Origin of the sequence: Intestinibacillus massiliensis (assembly GCF_900155735.1) — a bacterium.
Lineage (GTDB): Bacteria > Bacillota > Clostridia > Oscillospirales > Butyricicoccaceae > Intestinibacillus > Intestinibacillus massiliensis.
This window is the reverse complement of the sequence record NZ_LT707058.1, coordinates 78,184-95,236: the sequence shown is the minus strand read 5'-3', so window position 1 is coordinate 95,236 and position 17,053 is coordinate 78,184. Positions and strand designations below refer to the sequence as shown.

Annotated in this window: 5 protein-coding genes; 2 read left to right on the top strand and 3 right to left on the bottom strand. The window is 66.1% G+C overall.

The genetic code is table 11. From position 1 onward, the window contains the following. Positions 1-37 precede the first annotated feature (37 nt). Entirely contained in the window at positions 38-2,500 is a 2,463-nt protein-coding gene (locus CZ203_RS07395; protein ID WP_159456416.1) for an EAL domain-containing protein, read from the bottom strand. A gap of 529 nt (positions 2,501-3,029) precedes the next feature. On the opposite strand from CZ203_RS07395, the gene CZ203_RS07390 reads away from it, so the two are divergent. Together CZ203_RS07390 and CZ203_RS07385 are read left to right on the top strand one after the other, a co-directional pair. Further along, the gene (locus CZ203_RS07390) at positions 3,030-3,389 is read left to right on the top strand and encodes a BlaI/MecI/CopY family transcriptional regulator (protein WP_087065494.1); all 360 of its coding nucleotides are present in this window, start codon (positions 3,030-3,032) and stop codon (positions 3,387-3,389) included. A gap of 77 nt (positions 3,390-3,466) precedes the next feature. Next, positions 3,467-4,018: a hypothetical protein gene (locus tag CZ203_RS07385; protein WP_087065493.1), complete on the top strand. Its 552-nt coding sequence runs from the start codon at positions 3,467-3,469 to the stop codon at positions 4,016-4,018. 3,577 nt (positions 4,019-7,595) lie between these two features. Here CZ203_RS07385 and CZ203_RS07365 read toward each other — a convergent pair. Together CZ203_RS07365 and CZ203_RS07360 are read right to left on the bottom strand one after the other, a co-directional pair. After that, positions 7,596-8,429, bottom strand: coding sequence for an ABC transporter substrate-binding protein (locus CZ203_RS07365; protein ID WP_456236197.1), 834 nt, complete (start codon positions 8,427-8,429; stop codon positions 7,596-7,598). Between the two features lie 379 nt (positions 8,430-8,808). After that, positions 8,809-17,053: SdrD B-like domain-containing protein (locus CZ203_RS07360; RefSeq protein WP_143436163.1), on the bottom strand; the 8,245-nt coding region annotated here is incomplete at its 5' end.

Genomic DNA, 17,053 nt, shown 5'->3' with positions numbered 1-17,053 from the left:
CCTCCGCCGCCTGCGGGCGGCTCATTTTATATAATTTTTATAAAAATTGCGTTTCAAACTGGCCTGCCGGCACGGGCCTGCCGAGCAGGAAGCCCTGCACATAGTCCAGGTGCATCGGCTCCGCCGCGCGCCACTGCTCCTCGGTCTCCATACCCTCCAGGCAGGTGCTGATACCGCGCACGCGGCACAGCTCGACCACCATCCGGAGGAAGGCGTTGTCGAACGCGCTTTCCTGGATGCCGTTTACAAAGGTTCGGTCGATCTTGGCAATGTCGATCGGCGCCTGCTTGAGCACGCCGAGCGAGGAATACCCCGTGCCGAAATCGTCCATGGCGACGCGCACGCCGTGCCGCCGGACCTGGCGCAGGCGGTCGGCCACGCGCTCCATATTGGCGGCGAGATAGCTTTCCGTCAGTTCCAGGATGGTCTGTTTCGGGTCCGCCCCGGCCTTTTGGATGGTTTCCCACATGAAGGGGAAGAACTCGTCATCCTCAAGCTGCAGGTAGGACAGGTTGACGCCCATTTTGAACCGGGGCAGGCGCCGCCCCCATCGCGCCTGCGCCGTGACCGCCTGGGCGAACGCCCACCGGCCGACCGGCTGGATAAGGCCGCTCTGCTCGAGCAGGGGGATGAACTCGGCCGGGCCGACCGCGCCGTATTTGTCGCAGCGCCAGCGGGCGAGCGCTTCCGCGCCCTCAAGCGCGCGCGTGCCGGAAAACACCGGCTGGTAGTACATTTCAAAGCCGCGGAACCCGTGCTCCACGCTGTCGCGCAGCAGTTCCGTCAGCTCCAGGGAGCGCTCCCGGTGCGCCACGATCTGCGGGGCGTAGTATTCCATGCGGTTTTTCCCGCGCTGCTTGGCGTATTCCAGCGCGTAGCCTGCGCTTTTGGACAGCTCGAGGTAGGAGCGGCCGTCCTGCGGGTACAGCGCGCACCCGCCCGACAGCGTGCAGAAGAAGCGCTTGCCGTCATAGGACTGCTGGTGGGCGAACGCCTGCCGGATGCGCGCAAAAAGCTGGCCGGCCGCGTCCTTGCTGCCGTTGCGGAGCAAGACGCCGAACTCGTCGCCGTCGAGGCGGTACGCCCACGCGTCGGGCGGCAGGAGGGATTGCAGCTTCTGCGCCGCGATGCGGATGACCTCGTCCCCGAAGCGCCGGTCATACAGCGCGTTGATGCGCCGCAGGTTATCGATGCCGAGCTGTATCACCATATACGGGCCGGCCGCCCCGGTACTGAGCTCGTCAATCGCATTTTGGAATTCGAATTTGTTGAACAGGCCGGTCAGCTGGTCGATGCGGTTCTTCTTGCCGAGGTTTGTGATGATGCCGGCAAACAGCGTCGGCTGGCCGTCGCCGTCGCGCTCCAGGTGCCCGCGGCACCGCATCCAGACCCATTCGCCGCGGCGGTTCTGCGCGCGGTATTCGACGCAGTGCGCGTCCGTGCGGCCGTCCGTGATCTCCTGGTTGGACTCCAGGAAGGCCTGCTTGTCGAGCGGGTGCACCTTCGCGCCCCAGACCGCCGCCGCGTTCTCGACCACTTCGCCGGGCAGGCCGAATTCCGCCACCATGGCGGGCGGGTACCGGAACACACCGGTCTTCATATCACAGACGTAGATATAGTCGTCCGTGGACTGCACGAGCGCGTCGTACAGCTTGGTACAGTCGTAGGAGAACGCCGGCGCGCTGTGCGTCCCCTCCCGCTGGAGGCGTTCCTCCGCGCGGCGGATGTGCAGCGCGCGCTTCTGGGTATACATGCGCTCATCCACCAGGGCGAGCGCCTCGCCGAGCGGCACCGCGCCGTCAAACTGCGCGATCCCGTAGCAGAAGCCCGCCTGCGGCTGCGCGCCCTCCGCCTCCTGAAGCTGGCGCAGCGCCGCGCAGATGCGCCGCTGCGCCTCGTCCTCCGCTACGCCCGGCAGCACGGCGACAAACTCGTCCCCGCCCAGCCGCATCAGGAAATCGCCGCCCGTAAGCTGCGCCTGGACGGCCTGCGCCGCCTGGACAAGCAAGCGGTCGCCCGCGGCGTGCCCCAAGGTGTCGTTGACCTGCTTGAGGTCGTTGATATCCAGCATACAGATGCTGACGCCGCAGCAGCCCGCCAGCAGCGCCGCCAGCTTCTGCTTGCCCGCGCGGCGGCTGAACGCGCCCGTCAGGTCGTCCGTCGTGGCCTCACGGTACAGGCGGCGCGTCTCGGTTACGTCGACCGAGTGCTGGAAGTGCACGGTGCGGCCGTCCACCCAGCGCATCAGGCTATCGTAATTCTCGTAAATGCGCCCCGTGCGGGTATTGTGCTCCTCCCAGATGCAGGAGGGCGCGGGGCCGTTCTTGTCCTGCAGCAGCGGGACGGGGCAGAAGGCGCAGCGCCCGTGCATGCCCGTTTGCAGCACCTTCCAGCAGACCGCCCCTTCCGGCGCGTCCAGGCCAAGCCCTTCCTTCATCGCGCGGTTCATATACAGGATTTCGTCGGTGTCGACGTCGGTGACATAGATATAGGCGTACATGCTGTCGACGACCTGGTTGAAAACCCAGGCCTGCAGGGAAAAATCCTGCCCCAGCTTTTCGCTGCGNGGGCGTCCTCCTCCTGCGCGGCCGCCGGCGTCAGGCAGCGAAGCGCCCCTTCGATCCGGCCATCCCCGGGTGCGGGGGGCGGGGTGACCAGCGTGCACCCGGCGGCGCCGTCGCCCTCTAGCCGCAGCCAAATGCGCCGGAGGCTGTGCAGCACCTGCCGCGCGAGCTGGTTGATGTGCGTGCATTCCTGCTTAAACACTGAAAGTTCCTGTCGATTTCCCATTTCTGGTCCTCCCAGGCAGCGGCCTCGGCCTCCGCTGTATTTTGGGCGCTATGCCCAACCTCGCTTTTTCCATTATAACACATAACCGTAAAAGGACGAATACCCCATCACAAATTTTCGCCCCTTTGCCGCCGGGGATATTTTCTACAAACTACTGTAGTAGTGTTGACAAGGCCGCGCCCGTGTGGTAGGATACAGGTAAACTACTGCAGTAGTGTAAACAAAGGGGGATGGGACGCATGCATGAAAAATTATTTGATTCCGAGCTGCGCGTCATGGATGTGCTGTGGCGCGAGGGCGACCAGACAGCAAAGCACATTTCCGACGTGCTCAAGGAGGCGGTCGGCTGGAACATGAACACGACCTATACGGTCATCAAGCGCCTGATCGGCAAGGGCGCGGTCGAGCGGCGCGAGCCGAATTTCCTGTGCCACGCGCTGGTCGAAAAGGCCGCCGTCCAGGCGCAGGAGGCGGACGCGCTGGTCGACCGGATTTTCGACGGCGCGGCCGATAAGCTGTTCGCGTCGCTGGTCGGCAGCCGCAAGCTGTCCGCGGACGAGATTGAGAATCTCAAGCGCATCGTCCGCGAACTGGAATAGGCGGCGCCTATGACACTGTTGCAAATGGGGCTGTCCGGCGCGGCCTTCATCGCCGCCGTGCTCCTGCNGCGCCGGCCGTGCCGAATCCCCCCGCGGCGGCGCAGGCGCTGGCCGCGCGCACGGCCGTCGAGCGCTTTTTCGGCGCCGACCTGGCCGGCCTGCCGATCGACTGGATGACAAGGGAGGATGGGGGCACGGAGTTCACCTTCGGCCTGCTCGACCCGCTCCCGGGGCAGGCGCTTGCCCCGGCCTATTCCGCCTTCTTTGGCGGCGGCAGCACCTACGTGTGCCCGGACGTCGCCATCGTCCTGCGCGACCCCGACCCCGCCGTGCCCGCGCAAGAAGTGCCGGAGGATTACGCCCCCGACGTAGCCGCGCTCCGCGCGCGGGCGGAGGCGCTTATGCGCGATAAGGCCGGCGTCACCGACCCGGTGACGCATACCATCCTTTACACGCGGCGCAGCCAGTTCATGCTGCAGCTCACCGGGGAGAGCGGCAAGGCCTACCTTATCGGCCTGCAATACCCCGATCTGTCCTGCCAGCAGTTCTGGATCCATGACGCACCCCTGCCGGCCGAACGCCTGCTGGGCAGCGGCAAGTTTGCCTACCGCCTGCTGTACGAGGGCTGACCCCATAAGAAAAGCCTGGAACCATTAAGGTTCCAGGCTTTTTTCATCCTGCGCGCACTTGCGCGCCACGATCGCCATTCGGCCGCCGTCTACNCGGCCCGCTCGTCCGCGAAGGCGATGCGCTCGTCCGCCGGCAGCATGCGCGTGCCGTCCCGGGACTGCGCCGGCGGCACGGCCGTGATGGAGACGAACTTGACGTTGTCCACCGTTTTGCCTGTCGCGGGGTCGACGGACGGCGGGGCGGTGTTGTCGATGAACGTCCAGCCTTCGGCCTCGGCCTCCGCGCGCGACAGCAGCCGCGCGGGCTTGCCGGCATCGTCGTAGGTCTGGAGCATGAACACGCGGTCGTATGCGAGCGCCGACGGCAGGTATTCCGAGAATACGAACGCGCCGTGCGCCACGTCTCCGCTTTCCGCGAGCTTGCGGTCGCGCACGTCCATGCGTGCCTTCCACTGCGCAAACGCCGACCCCAGATGCGCGGTATCGCCATACGGCCACAGCGGCACGCCGTTTTTCAGGTAGCTGCCGCTGGACGCGAGCGCGTCGACCGGGCGGTTCACGGGGTTCTTCAGCATCTCCTCGAACTTGTCGAAGGCGTTGGCCTTGACGGCCCCAGGGTCTGGCGCGTAGAGGGCGGGGGAGGTGTCGTTCCCGCCCTGCATCGGGGAGTCGGACGGCTTGTTCATGACGGTCACGCCGTACCATACGCGCTGGCCGTAGCCGAGCTTCGGGATATCCTCCTCGCGGAGGGCGTAGGGGTTCTCGGTATAGTCGTCATAAGCAAAGCTGCAATCCGCGCGGCCGTCTTCCTGGCCGATGTTGGCGTTGCCGTGCGCGTCGCGGCCGCGGTAATCCGGCGAGCCGTTGTTGTCGCCCAGCCCCTGCGGCTGATCCTCCTCCGGCTTGAGCAGGAGGCGCTTGTCGAGCATAATGTTGGGGTTCTTAGTGTAAATTTTGAGGGTGTTGGATACAAAACGGGTCGGGATGTGGACGCCGTTGTCCAGATGGGAAACGCTGTCCGCGCCGTTGATGTCCAGCACGCCGTAATTGGTGTTTGCCGCCGGGCGGCTTGCGTAGTCCTCGACGTTCAGGGGCGCGGGCGCGCCGTTCTGCGCAGCTTCGCCGTACGCCATCGCGCCGATGAACTTGTCGCCGCGGATGCGGCCGTCCGGCCCGGTGGAATCCAGGCGCGTATCGTTAAAGACGTGGGAAACGTTGTACCCGCCATGCCCGTAGCTGCTGGCATTGGTACGCCATGCGCACCACTTGCCCGCCATATAGTGGCCGCTGTAGGCCTGGCCGACCGAGAAGGGGTTTTTGCCCTGCAGGATGGCCGGGGCGTGCGCGGACGCGTCGTCGGTGTAGAAGCGGAAGCCCTCCACCATGCTCGACGCGAACGAGCGGAGCTGCTGCCAGCGTTCGAGCAGGCTTTCGTCCCGCGTGCCGTCCGCCGTGACGTCGTCCGGCATATCGAGCGCCATGGCCTTGAAGCGGGCGTTCAGGCTGCGGTTCCAGTCAAGCTGCGGCGCGTTCAGGACGGCCTGCATCTCGTCATAGGTATCCGGCGAGGCGGCAACGGCCTGCGGCACGATGCGCACCATATAACGGCCGATGTCCTGCAGGTACTCGACCTCGGCATGGTACGCGTCCGGGTGCGCGGCCAGATCGAAGTCGGAGCCCGCGGTGCTGTCGAGGTTCGGGCTGCTTTGCAGCGTGCTGANTGGATGGGTCGACGGGGTCGATACCCGGCGCCACGTCCGGCGGCACAGCCCCATCCGCGGGAGGACGCTTGTTCGAGGAGTGCCCGCCGCCGGACGGCGAATCCGGTTCCGGCGTGGGTTCCGGCTCAGGCTCCGGCTCGGGTTCCGGTTCCGGCTCGGGTTCCGGCTCCTCCGGGATGAACAGGCCGGCGTCCTGCGTCAGGTCGTCCTGCGCGCGGGAGAAATCGATATAGTGCGTTTCGTCGCCGTCGCCGTCTGCCAGCGTGGCCGGCGTATCCGCGTCGCCCTCGGGCGGCGTGTAGATACTGAACTCGGCGGACAGCGCGACATTGTACTTATGGGTACCGATCATGCCGACGACGTTGCCGATCGGCGAAGGCTCGCCGGTATCGGCAAGCGTACGGCCAAGCCGCGCGCGGCGGGTGGCTACTGGCACGCTGTCGGTGTTGCCGGAAGCCAGGTCGAGCGGGTCGTACCGGCCGATTACCATGCCCTCGCCCTGCTCGCCCCAATCCTTGATGGCTTCTGCGGACAGGTCGAGGAAATCGGAGGCCGGCAGCACGTCGCAGTCGTCCTCGCGCTTCTCGACCGAGCGGAAGGCCGTCCATTCGTACAGCATGCCGTCCGGCTGGGTCACGCGGATGCGGTAACGGTACGGCTCCACCGGGTCCGTCATGTCGGTGATCGGCACGCGGAAGCTGTAGTGGCCGTCTTCGTCCGTGAACGCCTCCATGCGCTCCAGCTCATCGTCCAGCATGGGGATCCAGCCGCCCTTCAGGGTGACCGGCTCGCTGAGCAGCACGTGCGTATAGTGCGGCTTGAGGTTCTCGGGCAGTTCGATTTCCGGAGGAACCGGCACGGGCGTTTCGCCGTTGCCGGAATCGNCAAATCGCCATACAGCGCGCGGTTGCGCCAGCCGTCCCAGCACCACCAGCCCAGGTAGGCGAGGGAGGCGGCGAGGAGCAGCGCAAGCAGCGCGCGGATTACCCTCCGCATCTCAGCGCACCCGGATGTTCCAAAGGTTGTCGAGCAGGCCGGTGAACGGCGAGGCCGAGTACCCCTTGAGGTCGGCGGATACCATCAGGAACTGCTTGCCGTGCGCGAGCGGCACGACGGGCAGCGTTTCGTTCGCCGCCCGGTTGACCGCCTGCACCGCATAGGCCGCGCGGTCGGGCGTGTACGCCGCCATGGCCTCCGAAACGGCCTGCGTGAGCGCGTCGTCCTGGATACCGACCGGCAGGCTGTCGCGGTCGCCGGTGAGCTGCCCGTAAGCGGATGCGTCCGCGCCGTCCAGCGACAGGGCGGTGAGGTACAGGTCAAAGTTGTTCTGCAAAAAGACTTCGCTGAGGTAGTCCTGCTGCGCAAGCGCAACCACCTCCACGTCGATCCCGGCCTTGCCGACCTGGCGGCGCACGCCGTCGGCCAGCGCGCGCTGCAATTCGTTCCCCTCGACGATGGGCAGGCGGAGCGTGAGCGCGCCGGGGGCTTGCTGATAGTANGGTTCGGGCTGCTTTGCAGCGTGCTGACGTTCCGCACGGTAAGTGTGAAGTCCAGTTTGCGGCCGGGGTCTGCCGCCGCGCCGCCGGCCGGCCACGGGTTGCCGTCGGTATCGACCGGGACAATGCCCGCAGGCAGCAGGGCGGACTGCGTCGGCATCGGGTACTGCGCGCCCGCCGCGCCGCCCACGTAGCCGCCGCCGATGTCGTTGACGTTTGGCGCCGGGCTATACCAGCTCCAGTTGTCCGAACTATTCGTCGTGCGGCCTGCCCACGGGTGGGTGAACTGCAGGAGGGCGTCGTTTGCCGGGTTCCTGTAATGGATTGCGCTGCCGTTGACGTCCGCTGTCAGGTTGCCCATCACCATCTGGTTCTCGGCAAACAGGCTGATCGTAAACGNCCGGCGGCCGGGCTCATATAGCGGGACAGGCCGCCCTCCAGCAGCGCGTCCCGGTCGATGGCCAGGCTGACCGCCCGGCGCACGTCGCTGCGGCGCAGCGCGCTGTGGTTGCGGTTCATCTCCAGGCAGTAGAGCTGGTTCAGCGGCTTTTCGTAGATGGTAAACTGCGGCGCGTCGTAAAAGCTCTGGAACAGCGGGCTTTCGCCGCTGACGAGCGCAAGGTCGATGTCCCCGGCCTCGAGCGCCTCGGGCACGTCGTAAAAGCTGACGCTGGTAAAGCGCACGGTCCCGATGTCCTGGATGCCGCGGCGGTAGGTGTCCGACCGGGTGAGCACCGCCTGGCCGCCCATGCTTTCCGCGCCGAAGACGTAAGCGCCCGTACCGACGCCGCCCTGCGCACGCATTTGCAGGCGCGTGAACGCCTGCCCGTCCGCAAGGCCGTCCATAAAGTCGCCCTTTTGCACGCGCGTTTCCAGCACGGCCAGGTTGTCCGGGGAGGCGCTGTCAAAGGTGATGACCGCGGTATCCTCGTCCGGCATGGACAGCCCCTCCGGCCAGTCCACGGGACGCGCCAGGAAACCTTCCATGCCGCGGATGCCCGCGTAGCCCCGCCCGCCGCCGGACGCAAGCGCCATCGCCGCGATGGAGGCGCACACGTCCCGCGAGGTCAGCTCGTCGCCGTCGGAAAAGCGCACGCCGTGCCGGAGCCTCACCGTATAGGCCAGCCCGTCGTCCGATACGTCGACCCGGGAGGCCAGCTCGGGGAAGAGCGCGCCCTTGCCCGTGCGGCGCATCACCGGTTCAAACACGGCGCTGGATACCGCGCGGTCGCCCGCGGACGCGGCGAAGGCCGGGTTAAAGGCCCCCGTCAGGTCCTCGGCGTAGATATTGAGCGTGCGCCGGCGCGCATCGTCCTTTTGCAGGCCGGACGCGTCGCCCTCCCGGACGGTCGCAAGGTCGACCTGGCCGAGGAACGTACCCAGGTAGGACTGGATATCGCCCCAGTGCCAGACGGCCAGCGCGGCGAGCAGGCAGGCGGCTGCGATCACCGGCAGCAGCAGGCGGGAACGCTTTTGCAGTAGCTCCCGGATCTTTTTCATGAAAATTCACCTCATTGGTACAAGGCACAGGCAGGGCCGCCCCCCTTGGGGGCAGCCCCGTTTGTGCCTGCGCTTATTTGTGGTCCTTGGGTTTCCTCTTGCGGGTCAGGAACAGCCCCGCGGCGGCCACGGCCGCGCACAGCAGCGCGAGCAGCGCCGCAATGCCCTCGCCGGTCTGCGGGAGGAAGGGCGGCAGGGGCGGCTGCGCGGCGGGCGTTTCCACTGGGACGGGCGCGGGCGCGGCCGGCATGGATGGGTCGACGGGGTCGTTACCCGGCGCCACGTCCGGCGGCACAGCCCCATCCGCGGGAGGACGCTTGTTCGAGGAGTGCCCGCCGCCGGACGGCGAATCCGGTTCCGGCGTGGGTTCCGGCTCAGGCTCCGGCTCGGGTTCCGGTTCCGGCTCGGGTTCCGGCTCCTCCGGGATGAACAGGCCGGCGTCCTGCGTCAGGTCGTCCTGCGCGCGGGAGAAATCGATATAGTGCGTTTCGTCGCCGTCGCCGTCTGCCAGCGTGGCCGGCGTATCCGCGTCGCCCTCGGGCGGCGTGTAGATACTGAACTCGGCGGACAGCGCGACATTGTACTTATGGGTACCGATCATGCCGACGACGTTGCCGATCGGCGAAGGCTCGCCGGTATCGGCAAGCGTACGGCCAAGCCGCGCGCGGCGGGTGGCTACTGGCACGCTGTCGGTGTTGCCGGAAGCCAGGTCGAGCGGGTCGTACCGGCCGATTACCATGCCCTCGCCCTGCTCGCCCCAATCCTTGATGGCTTCTGCGGACAGGTCGAGGAAATCGGAGGCCGGCAGCACGTCGCAGTCGTCCTCGCGCTTCTCGACCGAGCGGAAGGCCGTCCATTCGTACAGCATGCCGTCCGGCTGGGTCACGCGGATGCGGTAACGGTACGGCTCCACCGGGTCCGTCATGTCGGTGATCGGCACGCGGAAGCTGTAGTGGCCGTCTTCGTCCGTGAACGCCTCCATGCGCTCCAGCTCATCGTCCAGCATGGGGATCCAGCCGCCCTTCAGGGTGACCGGCTCGCTGAGCAGCACGTGCGTATAGTGCGGCTTGAGGTTCTCGGGCAGTTCGATTTCCGGAGGAACCGGCACGGGCGTTTCGCCGTTGCCGGAATCGTCCGGCGGGGGCGTTTCGCCGCCCGGGTTCTCCGGATCGCCGCCGTCCGGGATCCCGGAGCCGCCGTCGCCCGGCGCAGCCGGCCCTTCGTCCGACAGGGCCTGCGGGACGTCGGGGACGTCCGGGGTATCCGGGTTGTCCGGGTTGTCCGGATTGTCCGGATTGATCGGATTATCCGGGTTATCTGGATTATCTGGGGTGTCTGGCGCGTCCGGGGTACCGGCCACGACCGTATAGCTGTAGTACTCGGTCTTGGCCTCCGCGTCATACCGGAACACCTCGACACGCGCGCCCGCGATGCCCGGTTCGCCGTCGTCCTGCACGCCGTTGCCGTTCTTGTCCGCCCAGACCAGGTCGCCGATGCGGATGTACTTGTCGTAGGACAGCAGGCCGACGTCGCGCACGGCGACCGTCACGTTGGATTTCGTGGGCTTGAGGTTGTAATACCCGTCGTACGCGTTGACCTCCTTGTCGCCCCGCTTGAGGAGCGTGAAGGTGTCGGTAATCGCGGCCGCCTGGTCGTCCGGGCTCAGCAGGCCGCATAGGTTGCCCCGCGCCAGCTCTGCGGCGTAATCCGCACGTTCCAGCAGGCCGGCGTCGGAGTCCCGGCCGTCCAGCGTGTTCGACTTCACGTCGCACCAGGTATAGTTGCTGTTGACTTCCTTTTCGACCAGCAGGCGGAAGCGGAAGCCTTCGGCCTTGTTGGGTTTCTGCGCCTCGTCAAACATCGGCACGCCGGTGAACAGGTACTGGCCGGACACGTCGGTCTTGACGGAGGCGGTTTCGATCTCCTTGTCGAACACCGCGTCCTGGTAGCCCTTCAGCTCCTTTTTCTTGTCCGCGATGTCCTGGGCGACCTTCGCCAGGTCGTTCTGGATCTTCTGGATCTCCGCGTCGGTCAAATCCATCTGGTCGCGGACGGTCTTTTGCTGCTTGGCGCTGGCGTTCTGCGCGCTCTGCGCTTCGTACATCGCCGTGCGGGCTTCCTGCTCGGCCTTGTCCGCCGCGTCGTAGCGTGCCTGTGCGTTCGCCGCGGACTGGGTTGCCGCCTGCACCTCGGCCTTTGCCGTTTTTTCCTGGGCGCGCAGCGCCGCGAGGGCGGCCTTCTGCTCGTCCGTCAGGCTATCCTCGGGCGCGCCTCCCAGCAGCGCCGCGATTTCGTCCTGGATGGCTTCCAGGTCGGCTTCCTTGCGTTTGAGCGTGGATTTCGCCGCCGCGAGCTGGAGCGATGCGCCGTCCTTCTTGTCGCTGGCGGTGCGGTACTCCGTGGCGCGGTCGGCGGCGGCCTGCGTGAGCTGTGCCACCTCGTCGGCCAGGCGTTTGAACTCCACCTGCAGCTTGGCGGCGTAGTCCTGGCGCTCGGCCAGCGTGTCCTGCAGGCCGACCTGCTGCACGGCGAGGTTCGTCAGCTCGCCCTGTACGCGGATCGCGTTTTGGGTGTTTTCCTGTTCCGCGTCGGTCAGCGCCTTGGCGAACTTATAGAAGTAGGCCTCGGCGGTGTGGTCCTTCGGGAACACATAATTGCCGCTGATGAAGTAATCCTGCCCTTCGGCCGGGATATTATACGGGTTCGTGCCGCCGACCGGGTATAGGCCGGGATCCGGCTCAAATACGAAGCGGTCGCGGTCGATCGTGAATACCGTGAAGTATTCCGCGCCGTCCGGCGTGCGCGACGTGGTCTCGCCTCCCGGCCGGCTTTCGGGCGGGAGCACCTCCATCGGGTCGTTTACCGTGTCCCAGGCTTCCTGGAACGGGCGGTACTGCAGGGTCACGCGGATATCGGGCACGCCCTTGTCGTCAGTCTTCCACAGGCCGTCGAAAATGTCGTTGCCCTTGTCGTCGCGGCCATCGAGGTCGTTCCAGACAAAGCCGCGGATGGTGCCCTTGGCATAGGGCAGCAGGCCTGCGTCGAGGTTTGTGATCGAACGCAGCGTGCCCGGCAGGTAGCCGTTGATGACCTCTTCGCCCTCCGGCGTGTCCGCATCCGCCTTTTCATAGGGCAGGATGACCGACGGCGTTGTAAACTGCGCCGGGTCGAAGTCCACGGGTTTGACCGACGGGTCTTCCGGCCGCAGGTACAGGCCGCCGTTGTCCGCGAGGTCGCTGTCGACCTCGTCCAGGGGCAGGCCGTCCGGCGTCTTATCCGACGACACGTGCATATCGGTCGGCGTATAGCCGGCCGGGAGTTCGGCCACCTTGACGCGGAAGCCGGTCAGGTAGGTCTTGCGGCTGCTGTCGTAGTCCGTGATCAGCGATGGCACGACGCGGAACTGGTACTGGCCGGAGTCGGTCGTCGTATCCGTGAAGGTCGCGGCGACCTTAGCGTCGTCCGCCACGACCGCCGGGTCGTACGCCGTCAGGTCCTCGTAGCCGTCGGCAAACTTCCAGGCGCGGTTCGGCTCGTCGTACGCGAGCGGCCGCCAGCCGGCGATGACCCCCGCGCCTTCGTCCGCATCCACCCAGGCGTAGGCGTAAAGCTCGACCTTGGCGCCGGGCAGCGGCTTGTAGCCCTCCGCCGTCTCATTGCGCAGGCCGTCGAACGGCGCGGGCGTGCCGTCGGGCAGGGCGCCGTTGTCGGAGCTGTCGTCCCAGACCGTGCCGGTGATCAGCGTCTTGGGCGTGAACACCAGGCCGAAATCGATATTCGATTGCAGCTTGTAGCGCTTGACGCCCTGGCGCAGCAGTTCCGGCTCGTACCGGTCGTCCTCGGTGCCGCCCGCAGGGATGGCCGGCCGCGCGGCCACAAACGGGCGCGTGCGGCTCGACGGCAGCAGGTCGTTGTCAAAATCGTGTTCCGTCGGGGCGCGCGATACGATCGGCGTGATGCGGAACACCTTGTCCTTGAGCTTGACCACCATCACATACTCCCGGTCGGGGAACATGTAATCGAAGCGGTAGCTGCCGACCATGCGTTTGTACCCGTCCGGCAGCGAGTCGAAGTCCGTCGGCACCGGTTCGTTTTTCTCCGCCGCGTCCGCCTGCGCCTGCTGTAGGACGTCGGCTTGCGTCAGGGTTTCCGTCAGCATCGCGCGGCCGTGCATATCGGTTGCCGGGATGGGGATTTTGGTGACCGGGTCGACCGGCCCGTCCTTTTCGGCGGCATAGACCGTAAAGCCGTGGTACTTCAGCGTCCCGTCGCCCTGTACGTCGCCGTGCTCAAAGTACGGCTCCTCGTACGCAAGCCCCGGCGTATCCGGGTTGTCCGGGTGCTGGTGCACGCCGTCGTAGTTGGTCGCGCGCTCGTTCTGGATGGGCTGACCCTTGTCGTCGTAGCGGATGTCCTCGTCCATCCAGGCGTTGCCGCCGTAGCGTACCGGCAGGCCGACGCCGACGTCGTAGGAGACGCGCTCCTCGTCCGTGTCCGCGACATACGGGCGGATGGTGCCGCTGGTCTGGAAGACCAGGTGGCTGGATTCCGTGCCGTCGAGCATCGCTTCGCCCGGCCGCACGACCTCCATGGCGGCCTTGCGGCCTTCCGGGCCGATTTGCTCGGTGGTCAGGCCGTAATAGCGGTATGCGTCCGGCATGGTGAAGCGGAGCTTATACTCGCCCTCCGCCTGGTTCGGGAAGATGTAGTAGCCGTGGTTGCCGTAGTAGTCGTCGCGCGTCACCGTGACGCACGGGCCGTACTCGGTATACTGCGGCAGGCCGTCCGCGCTGTAGAGCGGGAGGCCGTCCGCCGGGTCGACGATACGGTACATCATGCCGTCCGAGGTCTCGGCCGGCGTGGGGTCGACCGCCTCGCCCTGCATGTTGACCGGGAAGCCGCCTATGCTGAGCAGCTCGACCCGGACGCCGTTGATGCCCGGATCCTCGCCGTCGCCCCAAGCGGGCTTGTAGATGGTCTGGCCGTCCGGGCCGGTCTCCGGCACGCGCCGCGGCAGTTTGCGGGTCATGTCCTGCACAAAGGTGTAGTCGGCATACTCGACCTCGTTTTGCAGGCCGTCGGCGTTTTCGTCGAACCAGACATAGTCGCCGATCTCGCCGCGGTCGGGGCGGTTGTAGACGTAGACGACCGACTGCGCGGATTCGACCGCGGTGTTCGTCCTCGTCGCCGCCACGAAGGTGTTGACGGCCTTGTAGTTGCGGACCGCCGCCGCGAGCAGGTCGTCGCTCAGGTCGCGCTCGCCGCGGTAGACCGGCAGGTTGAGCCCGGCTTCCGCCTTGAACGACAGGCAGAGCTGCGTGCCCGGGTAGAGCAGGTAGTTCTTGTCGTTCATCACGGCCGTCACCTGGCGCAGCCCGCGCACCACTTCCTGGTACTCCTGCGGGGACATGCTGTCCCGCAGCGCGAGCAGCTCATTGAGCGGGATGTTGTGCTTTGTCAGGTCGGCGTTGTGGTTTATGACCTTCTCGTCGTCGGGGAACGTGTTNACGCCGCCGGCCGCGGGCGCGACCGCCTGCGCCTGGCCGTAGCCGCCCCAGGTCACATCGACCGGGCCGACCCACAGCGAGTAGGCGTCCTCCGGGATCACGCGGTTCTGGTTCTTGATGGTCTCGCTGCCGTTTTCAAAGTCCACCTTGGCGCTTTCCATGGCCTTGTTGCGCGCGGTCAGCGTGAAGCTGCCGGCGTCGGCGGCCAGGAACGGGTGCCACTGGGAATTGCGCGCGGGGAACTTGTCGTTGCCGCTCGACAGGATGTTCGTGTCGTCCACGAACGGCGTGATATCGTACACCACGACGTTGCGCAGGCTGTTGTCGGCGGCGGTATCCGGGTTATAGCCCTGCTGGTTCGCCGCCGTCAGCTCATAGGTGAAGGTCTCGCCCTGTAGCACGGGCACCATCGCGCCCGGCTGCGGGGTCGGCATGAGCACGCTGCGCGCGGTCTTCTTGAGCGGGAACGCGTTTGTCGCCGCAAGCTCAATGACCGGGGATTTGATCCAGAGCAGGGTGTCCATCGTCGAGGTGTCGGTATCGTAGTCCAGGCGGTCGGGCTGGGTGCCGTGATCCTGGCTCATATCCTCGTCCCCGTCGCCCTTCCACTCGACCCAGGACGGTACGCCGACCTCGTCCGTGGCGTACGCCACAAGCGCGTTGTCCTTGCCGGAGTTCGCCAGGGGGTCGGTGTCGTCCGTCGTCAGCGCGCGCACCATGAAGTCGAACACCAGGCTGTCGCCCGGCTGGAGGTCGCCCTTGAAGCGCCAGCGCAGCAGCTGGTTGCCCTTCTGCGGCTCGCCGGTGACTTCGACCGTTTCCGGCCCGTCGCCCCTGTCGATGCCGATCAGCTCGACGTCGGTCGCGTCCTGCTTCTCCTTGTATCCGGCCAGGTTGCCGTCCGCATCATAGACCGGCTGCACGACGCGGTACGTCCAGTACAGGTAGTCCTGCTTCGGGCGGAAGCCCTGCTTGGATTGGTAGTTCGGGTTCAGCGGGTGGTAGAGCGGCGGGTTCGCCGGGTCGTCCGGGCTGCCGCTGAGCGGCTTGTCCACCGTTTCGCTGTCCACATACTTGAAGAACGTCTTGTCCACGCCGAGGAGCGGCGGGAGCTGCATCACCACGACCGGGTTGGTAAACACGTCCGGCTCGGGCGCGCCGCCGATCGAGGACGGCTTCGCGTACTCTTCCAGGCGCTTGCCGCTGATGTTGTCCAGCACCGCATGGTAGGAGAGCAGGGTGGAGTTGCCGTTAATCGTGTGGTTGTCCGTCCACTTGTAGTAGATTTCCTTGGAGCCGGTCGCGCCGCCGCTCGTATCCGGGATCTGCATCTCGAAATACTTGCTGTCTACGCCCAGCTCGCTGACCGGCGTCTTCGGGGCAAGCAGCACGCCCGAGCGCAGGAAGATTTCATCCAGCTCCTTCTTGCCGCCGCATTCCGTAGCCGTGGACAGGTCGTCGCTGTAGCTGGCGTAAAGCGTGGTATAGTGCGCCGCATAGACCGGCTGCGGCAGGTTGGTCTGGCTGTTCATCTTGACCAGGCCGCCGTGCGTCGGGATATCGTTGTTGACCTGCCCCTCGCCCAGGATGAAGTTTTCGCCGTCATACCGGTCGAACGCTTCCAAGTGGCGCGGGTACTGGCCTTCCAGCGTGTTTTGCGGGCCGTTCGGGATCTCATGCAGGTCCTGTACGCCGTCTGCCGCCAGGTCGGCGTCCACGTCGAGGCGGAAGCCTTCCGGCAGCGGGTAACGCACCGGGTCGTCGGAGGTGACCACCCACATAAGCTGGTTGATATCGCGCCAGACCTCCACGCCGCCGTCCTTGGCCTTGGGCACCAGGAGCGTCAGCGGGTCGTCGAGCCGCGCGGCGCTCTTGCCGTCCTTGTCCTCGAGCAGGTGCCAGATCGGCTTGCCCTTAGCCGGGCCGTCCGTATACAGGCTGTCCACCGTGGCGTCGCCGTCGATGGCCTGGCGGTAATCCCGGCTTTCCGAGCGGCGGGTATAGTAGACCTGCACATGCAGGTGCCCCTGGAGCGCTTCCTTGTATTGCTCCTTGCCGGCCTCGCCGTCCAGGTAGTAGGACGGGCTGTCCTCGGGCAGCTTCCAGTAGCCGGTCGACACGGATTCGACCAGGTTGTCCACCTTGACGGCCTCCTGGCCGTAATCCTTGATGTTCTCCGCGGTCAGGTCGCCGTGCTTTGCGTCCTTGTTGAGGCCGTAAAGCGGCAGGTTGTCCACGATGTACATCGCGCCCGTGCTGCCCTGCTGCAGGCTGCCTTCCGCCAGGTACATCTCAACGTCCGAGGAGCTGCGGTAGCGCGGGTCCCAATAGTTGTCCTTGCCCTTGAGCGTCATCCACTTGTAGGTCGAGACCTTGCCGTAGACGCGCGGCAGGGAGACGCGGAAGCCGTACGCCGTATCGGTCGCGTAGCGGCTGGGCTGCGTGACAGGCTTTTGCATCTGGTTCCAGTTGCCGCTGTTGCGGTTGAGCTTGTCAATGTACCGGTTGAGGCAATCGACGATATACGCCTCCTCCGGGTCTGCGGGGTTTTTCGCCGTCAGCCGGGCGAGCGGCACGCCGTCCGCCACGAGGCGCTTGTTGCCGGCGGCGGCATTGTCCTGCCAGCCGCTGTAGTAGCGCACGGCGTCCTGATCCTGGTCGCCCAGCCAGTCGTAGGAGGCGGCGATCGCGCCGTCCCCATGGCGGTTTTCCAGGGCATGGAACGCGCCGTCCAGCCGGTCAAGGTTGACGAATACGCGGCCGAAGAACAGCTCGCGCGAGTTGTCGCCCTTGTCGTAAGCGCCCTTGCCC

Coding starts and splice junctions, on each gene's coding strand:
- CZ203_RS07395 (WP_159456416.1), bottom strand. CDS start 2,500: ATGTACGCCTATATCTATGTCACCGACGTCGACACCGACGAAATCCTG.
- CZ203_RS07390 (WP_087065494.1), top strand. CDS start 3,030: ATGCATGAAAAATTATTTGATTCCGAGCTGCGCGTCATGGATGTGCTG.